The following is a 14,122-nucleotide window of genomic DNA, read 5'->3' as shown; positions in this document are numbered from 1 at the left end:
GCAGGTGGCTGACGAACAGGCCAAGGCACGTCGAGGGGCGGCGATCAGTTTGACAGGAAGCGGCAGAGCTGGACGTCGTCGAGCAGCGAGCGGGTAACGCCGCCGAACACCCATTCCCTGATCCGGCTGTGTCCATAAGCGCCTGACACGACCAGGTCGGCCTTGGCGGAACTCAGGAAGTCGATCAGCTCGTCGCTCTCGTCATCGGCCTTCAGCACTTCGGTGCGAGCCGTGATACCGTGCCTGGCCAGGAAGGTCGCTACATCCTTTATGCCTGCCGTCGTTCGGTCACCCGGTTCGGAATCGATACTGACCACGATCACATCATCCGCCATCGCCATCAGCGGCACGGCATCGGCCACTGCGCGCCTGGCTTCGCGGGTATCCTTCCAGGCAACCACGATCCTCCCTGTCGGTGCCTGCTCCGCGCCGACCGACGAGATCAACACTGGCCTGCCGGCACGCAGCGCGAGGCCGCCGGGATCGACAGTCCGATAGGAATCGCCGGAGGAAGCCCCTTCAGGAGCTCCAGTGATGATGATATCCGCGCTCCTTGATGCCGCGACCAAGGCATGGTTGGGATTGTCGAGCATGTTGCGCCACTCCGTCGCCACCGAACCGGCAACCAGACCGTCAAACTCGAGGCGCCGCTCCTCGAAACGCTTCTTGATATCGTCCCTCAACTGCTGCCAGACCTCGGCGGCTATAGCGGCACCCTCGGGCGCCATCGTCACGGGCAAGGGCGCATCGGCCGCACAGAAGCCGATCAACCGAGCCTTGGAGCGCCTGGCAAGATCGATGGCGATCCTGGTGACGGGCGCGATCGGGCCATCTATGCCCACATTCAGCAGAATGGATTTGTACCCCATCGGTGATGCTCTTGGTCGGTATCGGTCGGATCGGCTTAATCTAGCCCGTCCCACGCATTGCGATCCTTGATGCCGATCAAGTTGCGACCTCAGGGCATATGCGACTCGAAATGGATGGTCTCTCCGTCCACCACGAAGGTACCCTTTCCAATATGGTGCATGGTCTTGGGCCTTGGCTGCCCCGGATCAACCCAAGCCTTCACGACCTCGAGGACGAAAAGATTGTATTTGTTGACGAGCCGGGTATCGACCACGCGGCATTCGAGATTGGCAAAGCATTCAGCGACCAAGGGCGCGGCGACACGCTCGCCGGGCAGCGGCGTCAGCCAGGTCGTCGCGAACTTGTCTTTGTCCCGGCCTGAGCAGTTGCCGGCCGCCACGACTTTCTCCGCCAGCCCCACGGCCGGGATAGCGATCACGCACTCCTTCGTGTCGCGCAACGCGCCAAACGAGAAATCGCCACTCGACACGACACAGGCAATCGTCGGCGGTGTAAACTCCACCATGTGCCACGACATGGTCATGACATTGGCGCGGCCTCTCGCCCGGGTTGTCAGCAGAGCGACTGGACCCGGCTCGATCAGCCGATAGACATCTGCAAGCGGCAGTTCCTTCATCTTCGCACCTCCGTTGTAGCGCAAGGCGGCCGTCACCGCGGCGAACAGCCTGCATGTGGCGTGTCAGTTCGAGAACAAGCGGTTGACGGAGCCATTGCTGAGCAGGGAGCGGGTCATTCCACCAAAGGCCCATTCACGCAGCCGGCTGTGACCATAGCCGCCGGCGACGACAAGGTCGGCACCCATGCCGTGGGCGAGTTCGATGATGGTTTCGCAAGCATCCCCATGATCCGGGTCCAGGACTTCCGATCTCGCCTTGATGCCATGCCTCATCATGAACCGGACGACGTCGCCGACACTTTCGCGCGCATCCCTCTGCTTCTGTTCTTCGATCGTCGCCACGAGCACATCTTGTGCGCCGGTCAGAAAGGGCAATGCATCGGTGACTGCTCGCCGAGCCTCGCGAGTATCCTTCCACGCCACCAGAACCTTCTCGGGGTCAGGTGGAACAAGCCGGTCAGCCGCGATCAGCACAGGCCGCCCAGCCGACAGCACCAATGTTCCGATGTCGACCACCCGGTTGTGATCAGCGCCGGAGACCGGCGTTCCCGTCACGACGAGATCGGCGGCGCGGGCGTGCATCGCGAGCAGGCGTGTCGGATCCCCGATCTCTTCACGTAAGGTGGCGCCGTCTCCGACGAGAGACAAGAATTCCTCCTTGAGGATCTTCAGGCGATCCTCGATCTCGATCCGACGTTCACGCATGATTTCCGCCGCCGCCATCCCACCATCGTCACCGGGAACAAAGACATATGAATCGGCCGCGGCAAAACCGATCAGCTTGGCTTCGAAGCGTCGCGCCAACTCCAGCGCATAGTTCGTTCGCGGCGCTGCCGGAGAATCGACATCGAGTTGAACCATGATGGTGTTGAAGATCATTTTCGTGCCCTCCGATGAGATTTGTCGCAGGATCACCTGAGGTCCGATCGTGCGCCTTGATGCGCATCAAAGTCTGCCGATCTCGGCGGATCGCGCCTTTCGCCTCCATCTGAATTGTGGTCTCGCCGCCCTACATTGGCATCTCTGGTTCGAGGGCGCGTTCTTTCGTCGGTTCCGGTATTTCGGTCATGGTCGCTTCGGTTAAGAGCAGGACGCTCGCCACCGAGACTGCGTTCTCCAGTGCGATGCGAACGACCTTGGTCGGATCGATGATGCCGGCTTCGACCAAGTCGACATATTCCTTCTTTCCCGCATCGAAGCCGAAATTGCCGGTGCCTTCGAGCATCTTGGCAATGACAACGCCGCCGTCGACCGCGGAATTCTCGGCGATCTGCCGGACCGGTGCTTCGAGTGCCCGCTTGAGAATCTGCACGCCCGTGCGCTCGTCGCCTTCGCAATTCTCTTGCTCGTCGGTCACGGTCTTGATGCAGCGCAAGAGGGCGAGCCCGCCGCCTGGCACTATGCCTTCGGCGATCGCAGCCTTGGTGGCGCTGATGGCATCGTCGAGCGCTTCCTTCTTCGATTTCATCTCGGCCTCGGTCGGCGCGCCGACCTTGATGACGGCGACGCCGCCCGCAAGCTTGGCCAGTCGCTCCTGCAGCTTCTCGCGATCATAGTCGCTCGTCGTATTGTCGATCTCGCGCCGAATCTGTTCGACACGGCCCTTGATCGCCTTTGCATCTCCGCCGCCGCCAATGATCGTCGTATTGTCCTTGTCGACGACAATCCGCTTCGCGCGCCCCAACTGCTCCATGGTGACGTTTTCCAGCTTGAGCCCGAGATCCTCGGAGATGACCTGTCCGCCGGTCAGGATGGCGATATCCTGCAACATGGCCTTGCGGCGATCGCCGAAGCCTGGCGCCTTTACGGCACAGTTCTTGAAGGTGCCGCGGATCTGATTGACGATGAGCGTCGCCAGTGCCTCGCCTTCGACTTCCTCGGCGATAACGAGCAGGGGGGCTCCGGACTTCGCCACAGCCTCGAGCAGCTTGATCAGATCATTCAGCGAAGCGATCTTCTTTTCGACGATGAGCACGAGCGCGTCTTCGAGGACCGCTTCCATCTTCTCGGGATCGGTCACGAAATATGGTGACAGGAATCCGCGATCGAACTGCATGCCCTCGACGACGTCGAGGACGGTTTCCGTGGTCTTCGATTCTTCGACCGTAATGACGCCTTCGCCGCCGACCTTCTCCATTGCCTCGCCGACCAACTGACCGATGAGAGGATCGTTGTGCGCGGAGATCGTTGCCACCTGTTCTTTCTCGCGACGGGTCGAGACAGGCCGAGATATCTGCTTGAGCGTTTCGATTGCCCGTTTGGTGGCGCGGTCAAGGCCTCGTTTTATGTCGATCGCGCTGGCGCCGGCGACGACGTTGCGTACGCCGTCGGCGAACATCGCATGGGCCAGAATGGTCGACGTGCTGGTGCCGTCACCGACCATGTCCCCGGTTTTCTCGGCCGCCTGCCTGAGCATCCGCGCCCCAAGATTTTCCTCGGGATCCTTCAGGTCGAATTCCTTGGCGATGGTCACGCCGTCATTGCAGACTGTGGGAGCGCCCCATTTCTTTTCGATCAGAACCGATTTCGAACGCGGCCCGAGCGTCACGCGTATGGCGTCGGCGAGCTGGGTTGCGCCACGAAGAATCTTTTCGCGCGCTGCTGATCGAAACAATACCTGTTTGTGAGCCATGACCGCCTCGGTGCTATGATCCGCCTTGGCTAGCAGGGGTGAGTTCGGCCGGCTTTGATACGCATCAATCCAAGCGTCAGCGGTAGAGACCGGCGATGCTCGAGAAATTCAGCCTCTGATCCTCATCCTACCCTCACATTCGGCGCCCTGTGAGCATTGATCACTATCTCCGGCCTTTGACGGTGATCAATGATGACCTGCGCAACTGCCTGCTTGATGCTTCGGGGCCCATGCAGGAAGCAGCCATGCGCGGATTTACGAGACGTCTCTTTCTGACAGCGGCTGCGCTTCCCGTTGCGTTGGCATGCCGGCCAGCATCCGCCGATAGCGCCACGGCCCTTCCGGAGGCAATGAGGCTCGGAGGAATGCCCCTGCTTGAGGCCTTGTCCCTCAGGCGCTCGATCCGGCTCTTTGACGACAAGTCGATCGAAGAGGGGGACCTCTCGACTTTGCTGTGGTGCGCTTTTGGTCTGAACAGGCCCGCTACCGGCGGTCATACGGCGCCGTCATGGCACGGCTCGATGGAGACCGCGATCTACGTGGCGGACGGACAGGGAGTGCGCCAATTCGATCCAATGATCCAGGCGGCTCCCATCGTGCTTGCGGAAGATATTCGCATGAGGACAGGTGCCGAGCCCTTCGTTGGAACCGCGCCTGTTGTGCTGATCTATGTCGCCGACCGCGCTCGCATGTACGAAGCAAGCGCCGAGGAACAGATCCAGGCTGCGCACGTCGACACAGCCATCGTGGCACAGAATGTCTATCTCTATTGCGCCTCTGTCGGTCTTGGCACTTGCCTGGTGAGCAGCGTCGACAAACGAGGTTTGGCCCAACTTCTCAAGCTGCCCAAGTCACAGATCGTCACGTTTGTCCAACCCGTCGGATATCCGAAGCCCGCGGTCTAAGCGTAGCGGTTCGATTTTGACTCAGCGTGCCGCCCGGTCGGCCGGAGCGCTTCCTTGGGCTCCTGATGGGGATGTCACGGCGCATGAGAAGCCGTTGGCGCAGGATAGAGCGCCTCTCCGGCTGCGGCATGCCAGTTCAGTATACCCTCCCAAATTTCCTCCGCCGTTTCGGCAAACCAGAAGAGGTCGCGATCCTCCGGATCGATGACTCCTTCCTCCACCAGGAAATCCATGTCGATGGCACGGCGCCAGAACTCCTTGCCAACCAGGACGACTGGAATTGGCTTGATCTTGCGGGTCTGAACAAGGGTGAGGGTTTCGAACAGTTCGTCCAGTGTTCCGAACCCGCCGGGAAAGGCGACAAGGGCCTTCGCGCGTAGCAGGAAATGAAGTTTGCGGATGGCGAAATAGTGCACCTGAAAACAAAGCTCCGGGCTGACATACGGATTGGGGTATTGTTCATTCGGCAAGCTGATGTTGAGCCCTACCGAAGGCATGGAAAGATCGAAAGCGCCCCGGTTGGCAGCCTCCATGATCCCGGGACCTGAACCCGTCATGATCACGATTTGGTGATCCAGCTGATCGCGATTGGCGCCGCTGACCAATCTGCCAAATTGACGTGCGACATCGTAGTAGCGCGCCTTCGATGCGATTCGTTCGGCCGCCCTGAGACGCAAGCTCACGTCGGCGGGCGGTTGCACCAGTTCCGTGCTTCGAAGTGCGCTAAGGTTGCGCCGCGCCGCAACTGGTTCGCAGATGCGCGTACTGCCGAACACGACAATCGTTCCGCGAATGCGGTGCTGACGCAGCAACATCTCTGGCTTGAGGTAGTCGATTTCGAGTCGCGGCCCACGCGTATCATCGCTTTCGAGAAAGGCAGGATCTTCGACTGCCAATCGATAGCTGGGGCTGGCCAGTATGGCCTCAATCCGGCCAGCCGCTCCAGGGTCGTCTGCCGGAGTCTTGCGGGTCTGCCCAGGCAACGGCAGCTGCCGCTGCAGCGGGTGGGGTGGTGGGGGGACGGAGATCACCCGCAGCCTGCGTTTTGATCTACCAGCCTCGGATCGGTCCATCTTGATGGCTTTCCTATTCAGTTTGAACGGCGCATCCGCAATCTCGACATCATACACAGTGGAAGCGCCAACACATCGAGCGTCGCGCCGAGCCGTGTTGGAGCGCAACACTGGAGCGATCAAATCCTGGATCGATAACCGGTCGGTGCCTCGTACCTCTCCAGGGGCAGGTGTTGCAGCATGTCCCGCCGTCCGCGGCTCTTCTTTCCGTTAAGTCTCTTCGCCAGCATCAGGGGAGACAGCAGACGAAGCTTTGAGATGCATCAAAGCGCGACCTGTGTCGGCGCCTAGATTGGCGGCAATCGGCTTTTGGAGCGTGTCATGGAACTGATGGAAGCGTTGCGCACTCGGCGTGCCGTGAGGGAATTCACGGACGAACCTTTGGATGAAACGGGACTGTCAGGAATTCCGTGTGCGGGCGGGCATAATGGGTAAAAAGGATTCCCACTATGACCCGACGCAAAGAACCTGCGATACCGAATGATCTTCTCGACCAGCTTCTGGCAGGCGGGGCAGCCAGTGCTGCCTTCGAACAGGGCGGCCTGCTGGATACGCTCAAGAAGGCTCTGACCGAGCGCGCGCTGAACGCGGAGATGGACCATCATCTGGCGAGCGGCGAAGACGCTGGCAACACGCGCAACGGTTATGGCCGCAAGACGGTGACGACCGAGACCGGCAAGCTGGAGATCGATGTTCCGCGTGACCGCCAGTCGAGTTTCGATCCGCAACTGATCGCCAAGTACCAGCGCCGTTTTCCCGGCTTTGATGACAAGATCGTGTCGATGTACGCGCGTGGCATGAGCACCCGGGAGATCACCGGGCACCTGCGCGATCTGTACGGCATCGATGTGTCTGCGGACCTGATCTCAACGGTGACGGACGCCGTGCTCGACGAAGTCGCCACCTGGCAGCAAAGGCCGCTCGATCCGATTTACCCGCTGGTCTTCTTCGATGCGATCCGGGTCAAGATCCGCGATGAAGGGATGGTCCGCAACAAGGCCATCCACATCGCACTGGGCGTGCGCGCCGATGGTGCAAAGGAGGTGCTGGGCCTGTGGCTCGAGCAGAATGAAGGCGCCAAGTTCTGGCTGCGGGTGATGAACGAGCTCAAGAACCGCGGCACGGAGGATATCCTTCTGGCCGTCGTCGATGGCCTGAAAGGCTTCCCGGACGCGATCACCGCTGTGTTCCCGGAGGCGATCGTCCAGACGTGCATAGTCCATCTGCTGCGCAACTCGATGGACTTCGTGTCCTGGAAAGATCGCAAGAGCCTCGCCGGCGCACTCAAGGAAATCTACCGCGCCGTCGATGCCGATGCCGCCGAAAAGGCGCTGGCGGCGTTCGAGGCCGGCCCCTGGGGCCTGCGCTATCCCGCCATCGGCCAGAGCTGGCGGCGCGCCTGGGCCGAGGTCATTCCATTCTTCGCGTTCCCTGACGACGTCCGCCGGATCATTTACACGACGAACTCAATAGAGGCGTTGAACTCGAAACTTCGACGGGCTGTCAGGGCCAGGGGCCATTTCCCCAGCGACGACGCGGCGACCAAGCTGCTCTATCTGATCTTGAACCGATCCGAGAAAGAGTGGAAAATGCCGCCACGTGAGTGGACCATGGCCAAGGCCCAATTCGCTGTCATCTTCGGCGAGCGCTTCATCAGGGCAATGGCTGCATAATGTTCAACAGCCCGCCCGCACACGGAATTCCTGACAGTCCCGATGAAACCGTAGTGCAAGATCTGATCGGAGCGGCCATCCTGGCGCCGAGCGCCATCAACCGTCAGCCATGGAGCTTCGTCGTCGTGCCCGGAGCCGAGCGTCTACGCAGGCTTTCGGCGGAAGCCAAGCGCCATGTGCAACTGCACTTGCCCGCCGGATCCCCGTTGGCGATGCATGCAGCCGACCCGGCTTTCGAGATTTTTCACGGCGCGGCCGCACTCATCATCATCTGCGCTGCAGATGGTGAGAGCCAGTCATTCGAGGACTGCTGCCTGGCCGGGGAGAATTTCATGCTTGCGGCGCATGCGAAGGGTCTCGGGACGTGCTGGATCGGTCTGTCGCGACCGTGGCTCAACGATCCGGCAGTCAAGGCGGAACTCGGCATTCCGGCAGAGTGGCACGCCGTCGCGCCCATCATTCTGGGTCATCGCAGGTCGCTTCCATCACCAACGCCACGGCAGAAGGCCAAGATCGTATGGAGCCGCTGACGCGCCGCATGCGATCGAGGTCACTTTCGTGGGCGATGCCAACGTGCCGTCAACCGGCGTTGGCGAACCAGGATCGGTACCGACGGCCGCCGCGATCGCCAATGCTGTCTACGCCGCGTCTGGCAAGCGCATCCGACGCCTCCCGATCGCAGCGGCACTGACCTGAGCGATGGCGCCCATCTCAACCTGGTTCGAAACAGTGGCTCCGTGAACAACGAAGATTCCACAGCCGCGGTCATCGATCGCCTTCGGATGCTTCGGTGTCGGATCGGCCCAGGCCGAGCACCAGCCGACCATATCTGCTCGCGAATGCGATCCCGCGGCCCGTCCTGAGTCCGGTCAGCCGCCAAACCCGAACACCTCGACGCTCTGGAGCCTATTCCCTGGCTTCTCGCCCCGAGATCTCCTCTATAGCTATCCGGAAGAATATGTGGCGGGCATCGTCGGCCAGGGGAGGGGTGAGTGGTTTCAGGGCGCCAGGATCCCACCAGCTGGTGTGGGTACTCAGCAATGACCAAGCACGATCCCGCTGGCGCTTGTGACCGATCCTCTCGGGCAACTCTTCGTAGCGTCCATCCGCGACGACGCTCTTCCACTGACGTCTTGGCAACGGACTCTCGACGAGCACGGACACTTGCGGATTGGAACGCATCCAGTCGATCTTCTTGCCTGGAATAGAGAATGCGTAAAATGCCTCATCAGCGTATGCATAATAGATCGGGACCACATAGGGGCGCCCGTCCTTGGCGCAAGCCAAGCGGGCCAAATGATGCCCGGCCAGCAATTCTCGGCATTCGCTCATGCTTAGGGCACGTATCAACATTGTCGTCTCCAGAACGGTTAGGAACCGAAAGCTTTGCCAGGCAACCGGCGCGTCAATCTTGGCAGACTCTACGCTCCCATCGCCTGATGGAAGCTCTCTTTTTTCTGGGGTCGGCCTCGACGCTTCTCGGAGGGAGAGACCGTGTCGCAGCTTAGTTTCTGGCCGATTACCCAGTTCCTCATTTTGCTCACTCTCGCGAACGGAGTGCCCGTGATCGCCAAGAAAATGCTTGGCGACTGGCTTGCTTGGCCAATTGATGGCGGTTGTCTTTTCTGGGACGGGCAACCACTTCTGGGTCGGTCAAAGACGGTCCGCGGGTTGGTCCTGGCAATCCTTGCAACGGCGATGGGCGCTCCCATGATCGGGCTCGACATCGAAACCGGAATGCTCGTCGGTTTCACCGCCATGGTCGGCGACATGTTGTCCAGCTTCCTCAAACGCCGCCTGAGATTGGCTTCGAGTGCCCAGGCCCCTGGTTTCGATCAAGTGCCGGAATCCCTGTTGCCCTTCCTCGTAGCCAGGAACCTCGTCGGATTTTCGGTCTGGGACATCCTAATCGGTGTTGGAGCGTTTTGGATCGGGGAACTGTTGGTGTCCCGGTTCCTCTATATGCTGCATGTCCGAGACAGGCCCTATTAGTTCTCACTTACCGGCGATCGGCGATTTATTTCGAGCTTGCGGATCGCATCGCGAAGCTCGAGCGCCGGCAACTTGGTGAAGTCCTTGGCGATCTCTGCGGTAATGGCTTTGCGGAGGCTTTCCGGAAATGCCTGACGAAGGTCGCCTAACATCTGGGGAGCGGCAACGACGACGAGTTGGTCAAAATCCTTTGCAAGATGATGATTATGCAGCGTGTCGGCCAACGTTGACGCAAAGGCTCGATCCTCCTCGCGCACGGGCTCAGAATGGTACTCCATCGCCGATCGGCGCGTCCCGACAGAGGCGAAGCTGCGACCAGGCCTGTCGGCCATGATTTCGCGCAGTTGCCGTCGTTCCGCGTGAAAAACCAGCTCATCACCGTCACCGGACGGTTCCCCCGCCGATGAGACATCGCGCAGTATTCGCGCGCGTGCTCCATCCGCGACCAAAACCCAGATCCTTTGCCGTCTCATGATAGCCTCGTTAAAAACAGCCATCATAATCATACTATGGCCAAGACTTTTGTTGTTGATCGAGGTCAATGTTGCCCTTGCATCCTCATCGCTGATGCGTCGTCCGCAGCGCCGTCTAGCCAATGACGGATCGAAGCTCGCCTTGACACACGAATACAGCTTGCGTCGGGTTCGGGCTTCGGCACCTGGCCTGTTGATGCGTGTCCATCGAGCTTCGATCCGCAGGCGAGCACGTCCGCCTGTTTGATCCTTGTCAACGCGACAGCCAGCTCATTCGGGCAATCTGATAGAAGGAGGGTTTTCGCTTGTAGAAAGGGTGCGACAATGAACGACAATATTTTACGGCAGGACATCATCGATGAATTGGAGTTTGAGCCCAGCATCGACGCGGCCAATATCGGCGTCGCCGTGGACAACGGCGTGGTCACACTAACGGGCCATGTTTCGACCTTCGCCCAGAAGGCTACCGCGGAAAATGCGGCACTTTCCGTCAAAGGCGTGAAAGGCCTGGCACAGGAAATTGAAGTGCGGCCTTACGGTTCCCACGTCACCACAGACGAGGAGATCGCCAAGCGTGCTCTCCACACCATCTCCTGGAACACGGTAATTCCCGAAGGAGCTGTTCAGGTCAAGGTCCAGAATGGCTGGGTAACCCTGACTGGAATGGTCGACTGGCAATACCAGAAAGCCGGCGCTGCCAACGCCATTCAATATTTGGCGGGCGTACTCGGTGTCTACAACAACATCGAGGTGAAACCCCACGCGTCAGTGTCTGATGTCAAGAAGCGCATCGAAGATGCACTGAAGCGCAATGCCGAAGTCGAGGCGAAGGCAATAAATGTCAGCGTGTCCGACGGCAAGGTCCGGCTCGACGGCAAGGTGCATACTTGGGCCGAACGGAGTGCATCGGTAAGGGCAGCGTGGGCGGCCCCTGGGGTTCACCTGGTCGAAGATCGTATCATGATCGCGTGACAAGGCTGAATGCTAAGGGAGGCGATTGTGTCCGCTTTCCTTTTTTGCAGGCTTGACGGCGGTGATAAGAGCGACGCCGCTCAAGAGGACCGGCGGAAGATCTTAGATATCAACCTGAACAGTGCTTTCTACGGCCTGAAATATGAGATCGCCGCCACGCTCATCAGTTTGCCGCTGAAAACTGCTCGCTGCGGTCGTACTGCGATCTGTATCTGGATGGAGTGCGATGCGTATCGCTCGCCTCTCGCTGATGGGAGCCAGTCGCGCGGCTGAGCCGGCCGCAAAGTTTGCTGACGCCGTGGCAATCGACCTATCTATCATAATCCTCTGCTGATCTGATTGATTGAAGCGCGTCTGCAGTGGCCACGGCACTGGCCGACGGCATCGAAACGAACGTGGCACGGTGCATGAAGTCCGATCCAAACGCGCTTCTGGGCAATGATTGTGATGTAAATCAAATCGTTGACGCAGGAAAATGAATAGGAGGGTTCCATGATTGTGTCGTCCTCTGCAAAGGAAAGACATTGCGCGTTTCCTGGTTCTCCCTCGCGGTCCTATTGATTGAACTCTTCCCGGCAACGCATGCATTTGCGGCAAAAGTCGAAGTTCTGATCGATCTTTCACAGCAAAGGATGATGGTCGAGGTGGATGGTGGAGATCGCTACAGCTGGCTGGTCTCAACGGCGCGGCGGGGATACCGGACGCCAGTCGGGCACTTTCACCCGGTTAGGCTTGAGAGGACGTGGTTTTCCACGCGGTATGATTTATCGCCGATGCCATATTCGATCTTCTTTCGCGGCGGATATGCCATCCACGGCACGAACGAGGTCGGCAAACTTGGGCGCCCGGTATCTCATGGTTGCGTGCGGCTTCTCCCCGCTAACGCACGTCGCCTCTTCGAACTGGTCAGACTATACGGCAAGGGCGCGACCGAAATAACAATCAGGCCATGAGATCAGCTACGGGCCGCCACGAACGGCACTGCACTCCCTTGAAGGTGCATAATTCGCCTGCAGGGGTCAGCTATTGTTGAGAGGAATTCCCGCCGACGTTATCATTCCAGCTCAATGGCGGTATATCGCTTTTATCCGCGACTTATGCTGGGTTGTCGGCCCTGCGTGTCGCAGCCTCTATCTGCGAAAGCTTTGTCCGTTCCTCGTCCAGCGACTGCAAAAGCGTCTTCCGAGTAGCGAGGTCGGATTCCCTCTCCAGCCTCTCTTCGAAGTGCTTGATATTTTCCAGGTGCACAAACTCAGCGTATCTGTGTGGCATCAGGCCCCCCTAACGGGCCGAAGCGTTTAGGAGCATCTGTAAGTCAGCGGCGCCCAGATTTGCGCTTTACGCGCAATTTGTGCCCTGGCGAGGCTCGGCGTCTGCCCGGTACCGTGCATAGTCATTTCTGGAGTGGCGGAGTATCTGGCTTGCTTGCCAATTGCCGGGTGCGCAGCTACTTTTGCCTCATCGCCGGTCACGAATTGAGGCGCCGGCGACTGAGAGTTAGCTGCGCTCCCGCCTTGTCCAAGGGAGCGCCATGGTCGCCGTTTCGCCCAATCGTCTATTGTCGTCGCTGGCGCCCGAAGCGTTCGAATTTCTACGCCCCCACTTGAAACCCGTCGAATTGGTGCAAGGAACCGTCTTGGTCGAAGGCGGCGGCGAGATTGCTCAAGTGTATTTTCCCCATGGCGGGATCATTTCCATGGTGGTGAGGCTCGAAACGGGAGCGACTGTGGAAGTCGCAATGGTTGGCAGTGACGGCCTGTTCGGCGCCTTTGCCGCACTGGATGGCAAGATCTCTCTGAACACAGCCATCATTCAACTGTCCGGAAACGCATCGGTGCTGGAGACCTCCCGTCTGCGGGCGGCGGCCGACCAAAGCGCGCCCTTTCGCGCGCTCCTTATGCGGCACGAACAGGTCATCTTCGCGCAAGCGCTGCAGTCAGCTGCGTGCAATGCGTCTCATACGGTCCAAGCGCGCTTGTCGCGCTGGCTGCTGCGTGCCCGCGTGCGTATTCCGACGAAGCCGGCCATCGATTCCGATTTGAAGCCGGCCAGTCATTCCGATTTCATTCCGGCCGGTGTTCCGATTTGAAGCCGGCCATTTTTCGGACTGATCCTGGGTCTCGTTGATGTTTGGATTGGGTTTCGTTTCAGGTCAAGCGTGCGCTGTTTCGGACGCTCTCGGCGAGCGCTGTTTTCGCATGCTTTCACCGGTGAGATCGATGCGATAGGCGTTGTGAACGAGGCGGTCCAGGATGGCATCGGCCAGGGTTGGGTTTGCAATGATCTCGTACCAGCGATCCAGGGGCAGCTGACTGGTGACGATTGTCGATCGGCGTTCGTAGCGGTCTTCAATGATCTCAAGCACATCACGCCGCTGGTCATCATTGAGTTTTTCCGGTCCCCAGTCATCGAGAATGAGAAGGTCGGTTTTGGCGAGTTGCTTGAGGATCCGGCCATAACGTCCGTCGCCTCTCGCGAGGGCAAGCGTTGCAAACAGCCGGGGAACGCGGTGATAGGCGACGGAGAAATCCTCTCGGCAAGCTTTGTGGCCAAGCGCACAGGCCAGCCAGCTCTTGCCGACGCCGGCCGGCCCGGTGATGAGAAGACTGTGATGCTTTCTGATCCAGTCGCAGCCGGCGAGCGCCATGAACAGATTGCGATCAAGACCGCGTGCGGCACGAAAGTCGGCATTCTCGATCTGTGCGTCATGGCGAAGTTTTGCAGCTCTGGCGCGGGCTTCGAAACGCTTCTGGCGGCGCATGGTAGCCTCGCGCTCGAGCAGCATGGCAAGCCATTCGCCATGCTCGAGGCCGCGTGCTTCGGATTGTGCGTCGAGTTCCTGGAAGGCAGTGGCCATGCCATGAAGGCCGAGTTCGCGCAGCATGTTGATGGTCGGATGGATGAGCATTGGTATGT

The 14,122-nt window shown here is 59.6% G+C and carries 16 protein-coding genes; 8 read left to right on the top strand and 8 right to left on the bottom strand.

What is annotated here, in order from left to right; translation table 11 throughout:
• Nucleotides 1–44: 44 nt before the first annotated feature.
• The 4 genes from ACVILI_RS21095 to groL form a co-directional block, all read right to left on the bottom strand.
• Entirely contained in the window at nucleotides 45–869 is an 825-nt protein-coding gene (locus ACVILI_RS21095; RefSeq protein WP_038647121.1) for a universal stress protein, read from the bottom strand.
• Nucleotides 870–958: 89 nt separating this feature from the next.
• The gene (locus ACVILI_RS21090; RefSeq protein WP_038652787.1) at nucleotides 959–1,486 is read right to left on the bottom strand and encodes a flavin reductase family protein; all 528 of its coding nucleotides are present in this window, start codon (nucleotides 1,484–1,486) and stop codon (nucleotides 959–961) included.
• 63 nt (nucleotides 1,487–1,549) lie between these two features.
• On the bottom strand, nucleotides 1,550–2,365 hold the full coding sequence (locus ACVILI_RS21085; protein ID WP_038647119.1) for a universal stress protein: 816 nt from the start codon (nucleotides 2,363–2,365) through the stop codon (nucleotides 1,550–1,552).
• A gap of 130 nt (nucleotides 2,366–2,495) precedes the next feature.
• A complete protein-coding gene (gene groL, locus ACVILI_RS21080) occupies nucleotides 2,496–4,118 on the bottom strand; it encodes a chaperonin GroEL (RefSeq protein WP_038647117.1) in 1,623 nt (540 codons plus the stop codon).
• 365 nt (nucleotides 4,119–4,483) lie between these two features.
• Here groL and ACVILI_RS21075 point away from each other — a divergent pair, with 365 nt between their 5' ends.
• Nucleotides 4,484–5,023 carry a nitroreductase family protein gene (locus tag ACVILI_RS21075; protein WP_171903227.1) on the top strand — a complete coding sequence of 180 codons (540 nt, stop codon included), beginning with the start codon at nucleotides 4,484–4,486 and terminating at the stop codon, nucleotides 5,021–5,023.
• A gap of 74 nt (nucleotides 5,024–5,097) precedes the next feature.
• Here the strand turns inward: ACVILI_RS21075 and ACVILI_RS21070 are convergent, their stop codons facing one another.
• Nucleotides 5,098–6,153 carry an LOG family protein gene (locus ACVILI_RS21070; protein ID WP_240565017.1) on the bottom strand — a complete coding sequence of 352 codons (1,056 nt, stop codon included), beginning with the start codon at nucleotides 6,151–6,153 and terminating at the stop codon, nucleotides 5,098–5,100.
• A 392-nt stretch (nucleotides 6,154–6,545) separates the two neighbouring features.
• Here ACVILI_RS21070 and ACVILI_RS21065 point away from each other — a divergent pair, with 392 nt between their 5' ends.
• Nucleotides 6,546–7,769, top strand: coding sequence for an IS256 family transposase (locus ACVILI_RS21065; RefSeq protein WP_038649879.1), 1,224 nt, complete (start codon nucleotides 6,546–6,548; stop codon nucleotides 7,767–7,769).
• The gene (locus ACVILI_RS21060) at nucleotides 7,769–8,299 is read left to right on the top strand and encodes a nitroreductase family protein (RefSeq protein WP_457102587.1); all 531 of its coding nucleotides are present in this window, start codon (nucleotides 7,769–7,771) and stop codon (nucleotides 8,297–8,299) included. The genes ACVILI_RS21065 and ACVILI_RS21060 overlap by 1 nt, the downstream gene beginning before the upstream one ends.
• 376 nt (nucleotides 8,300–8,675) lie before the next feature.
• Here the strand turns inward: ACVILI_RS21060 and ACVILI_RS21055 are convergent, their stop codons facing one another.
• A complete protein-coding gene (locus ACVILI_RS21055; protein ID WP_069090404.1) occupies nucleotides 8,676–9,122 on the bottom strand; it encodes a pyridoxamine 5'-phosphate oxidase family protein in 447 nt (148 codons plus the stop codon).
• A 141-nt stretch (nucleotides 9,123–9,263) separates the two neighbouring features.
• Here ACVILI_RS21055 and ACVILI_RS21050 point away from each other — a divergent pair, with 141 nt between their 5' ends.
• Nucleotides 9,264–9,761, top strand: a complete 498-nt coding sequence (locus ACVILI_RS21050) for a CDP-archaeol synthase (RefSeq protein WP_051726806.1) — start codon at nucleotides 9,264–9,266, stop codon at nucleotides 9,759–9,761.
• Here ACVILI_RS21050 and ACVILI_RS21045 read toward each other — a convergent pair.
• Complete coding sequence (locus ACVILI_RS21045) at nucleotides 9,758–10,303, bottom strand: host attachment protein (RefSeq protein ID WP_083246461.1); 546 nt, start codon at nucleotides 10,301–10,303, stop codon at nucleotides 9,758–9,760. The two genes, ACVILI_RS21050 and ACVILI_RS21045, sit on opposite strands and share 4 nt — an antisense overlap.
• A 255-nt stretch (nucleotides 10,304–10,558) precedes the next feature.
• Between ACVILI_RS21045 and ACVILI_RS21040 the strand changes: the two genes are divergently transcribed.
• The 4 genes from ACVILI_RS21040 to ACVILI_RS21025 all read left to right on the top strand — a co-directional run bounded on the left by ACVILI_RS21040 (nucleotide 10,559) and on the right by ACVILI_RS21025 (nucleotide 13,295).
• The gene (locus ACVILI_RS21040) at nucleotides 10,559–11,206 is read left to right on the top strand and encodes a BON domain-containing protein (RefSeq protein WP_457102586.1); all 648 of its coding nucleotides are present in this window, start codon (nucleotides 10,559–10,561) and stop codon (nucleotides 11,204–11,206) included.
• Between the two features lie 27 nt (nucleotides 11,207–11,233).
• Entirely contained in the window at nucleotides 11,234–11,479 is a 246-nt protein-coding gene (locus tag ACVILI_RS21035) for a hypothetical protein (protein WP_141700866.1), read from the top strand.
• Nucleotides 11,480–11,730: 251 nt separating this feature from the next.
• Nucleotides 11,731–12,159 carry a L,D-transpeptidase gene (locus ACVILI_RS21030; protein ID WP_069090402.1) on the top strand — a complete coding sequence of 143 codons (429 nt, stop codon included), beginning with the start codon at nucleotides 11,731–11,733 and terminating at the stop codon, nucleotides 12,157–12,159.
• 578 nt (nucleotides 12,160–12,737) lie between these two features.
• Complete coding sequence (locus ACVILI_RS21025; RefSeq protein WP_457102585.1) at nucleotides 12,738–13,295, top strand: Crp/Fnr family transcriptional regulator; 558 nt, start codon at nucleotides 12,738–12,740, stop codon at nucleotides 13,293–13,295.
• 63 nt (nucleotides 13,296–13,358) lie between these two features.
• Here ACVILI_RS21025 and istB read toward each other — a convergent pair whose 3' ends face one another.
• Nucleotides 13,359–14,114 (bottom strand): IS21-like element helper ATPase IstB, encoded by a 756-nt coding sequence (istB, locus tag ACVILI_RS21020; RefSeq protein WP_038646815.1) that lies wholly within the window; start codon nucleotides 14,112–14,114, stop codon nucleotides 13,359–13,361.
• Nucleotides 14,115–14,122 lie beyond the last annotated feature (8 nt).

The organism is Mesorhizobium sp. USDA 4775, assembly GCF_054062655.1.
The sequence above is the reverse complement of the archived record's forward strand: the minus strand, read 5'-3'. Positions and strand labels throughout refer to the sequence as shown.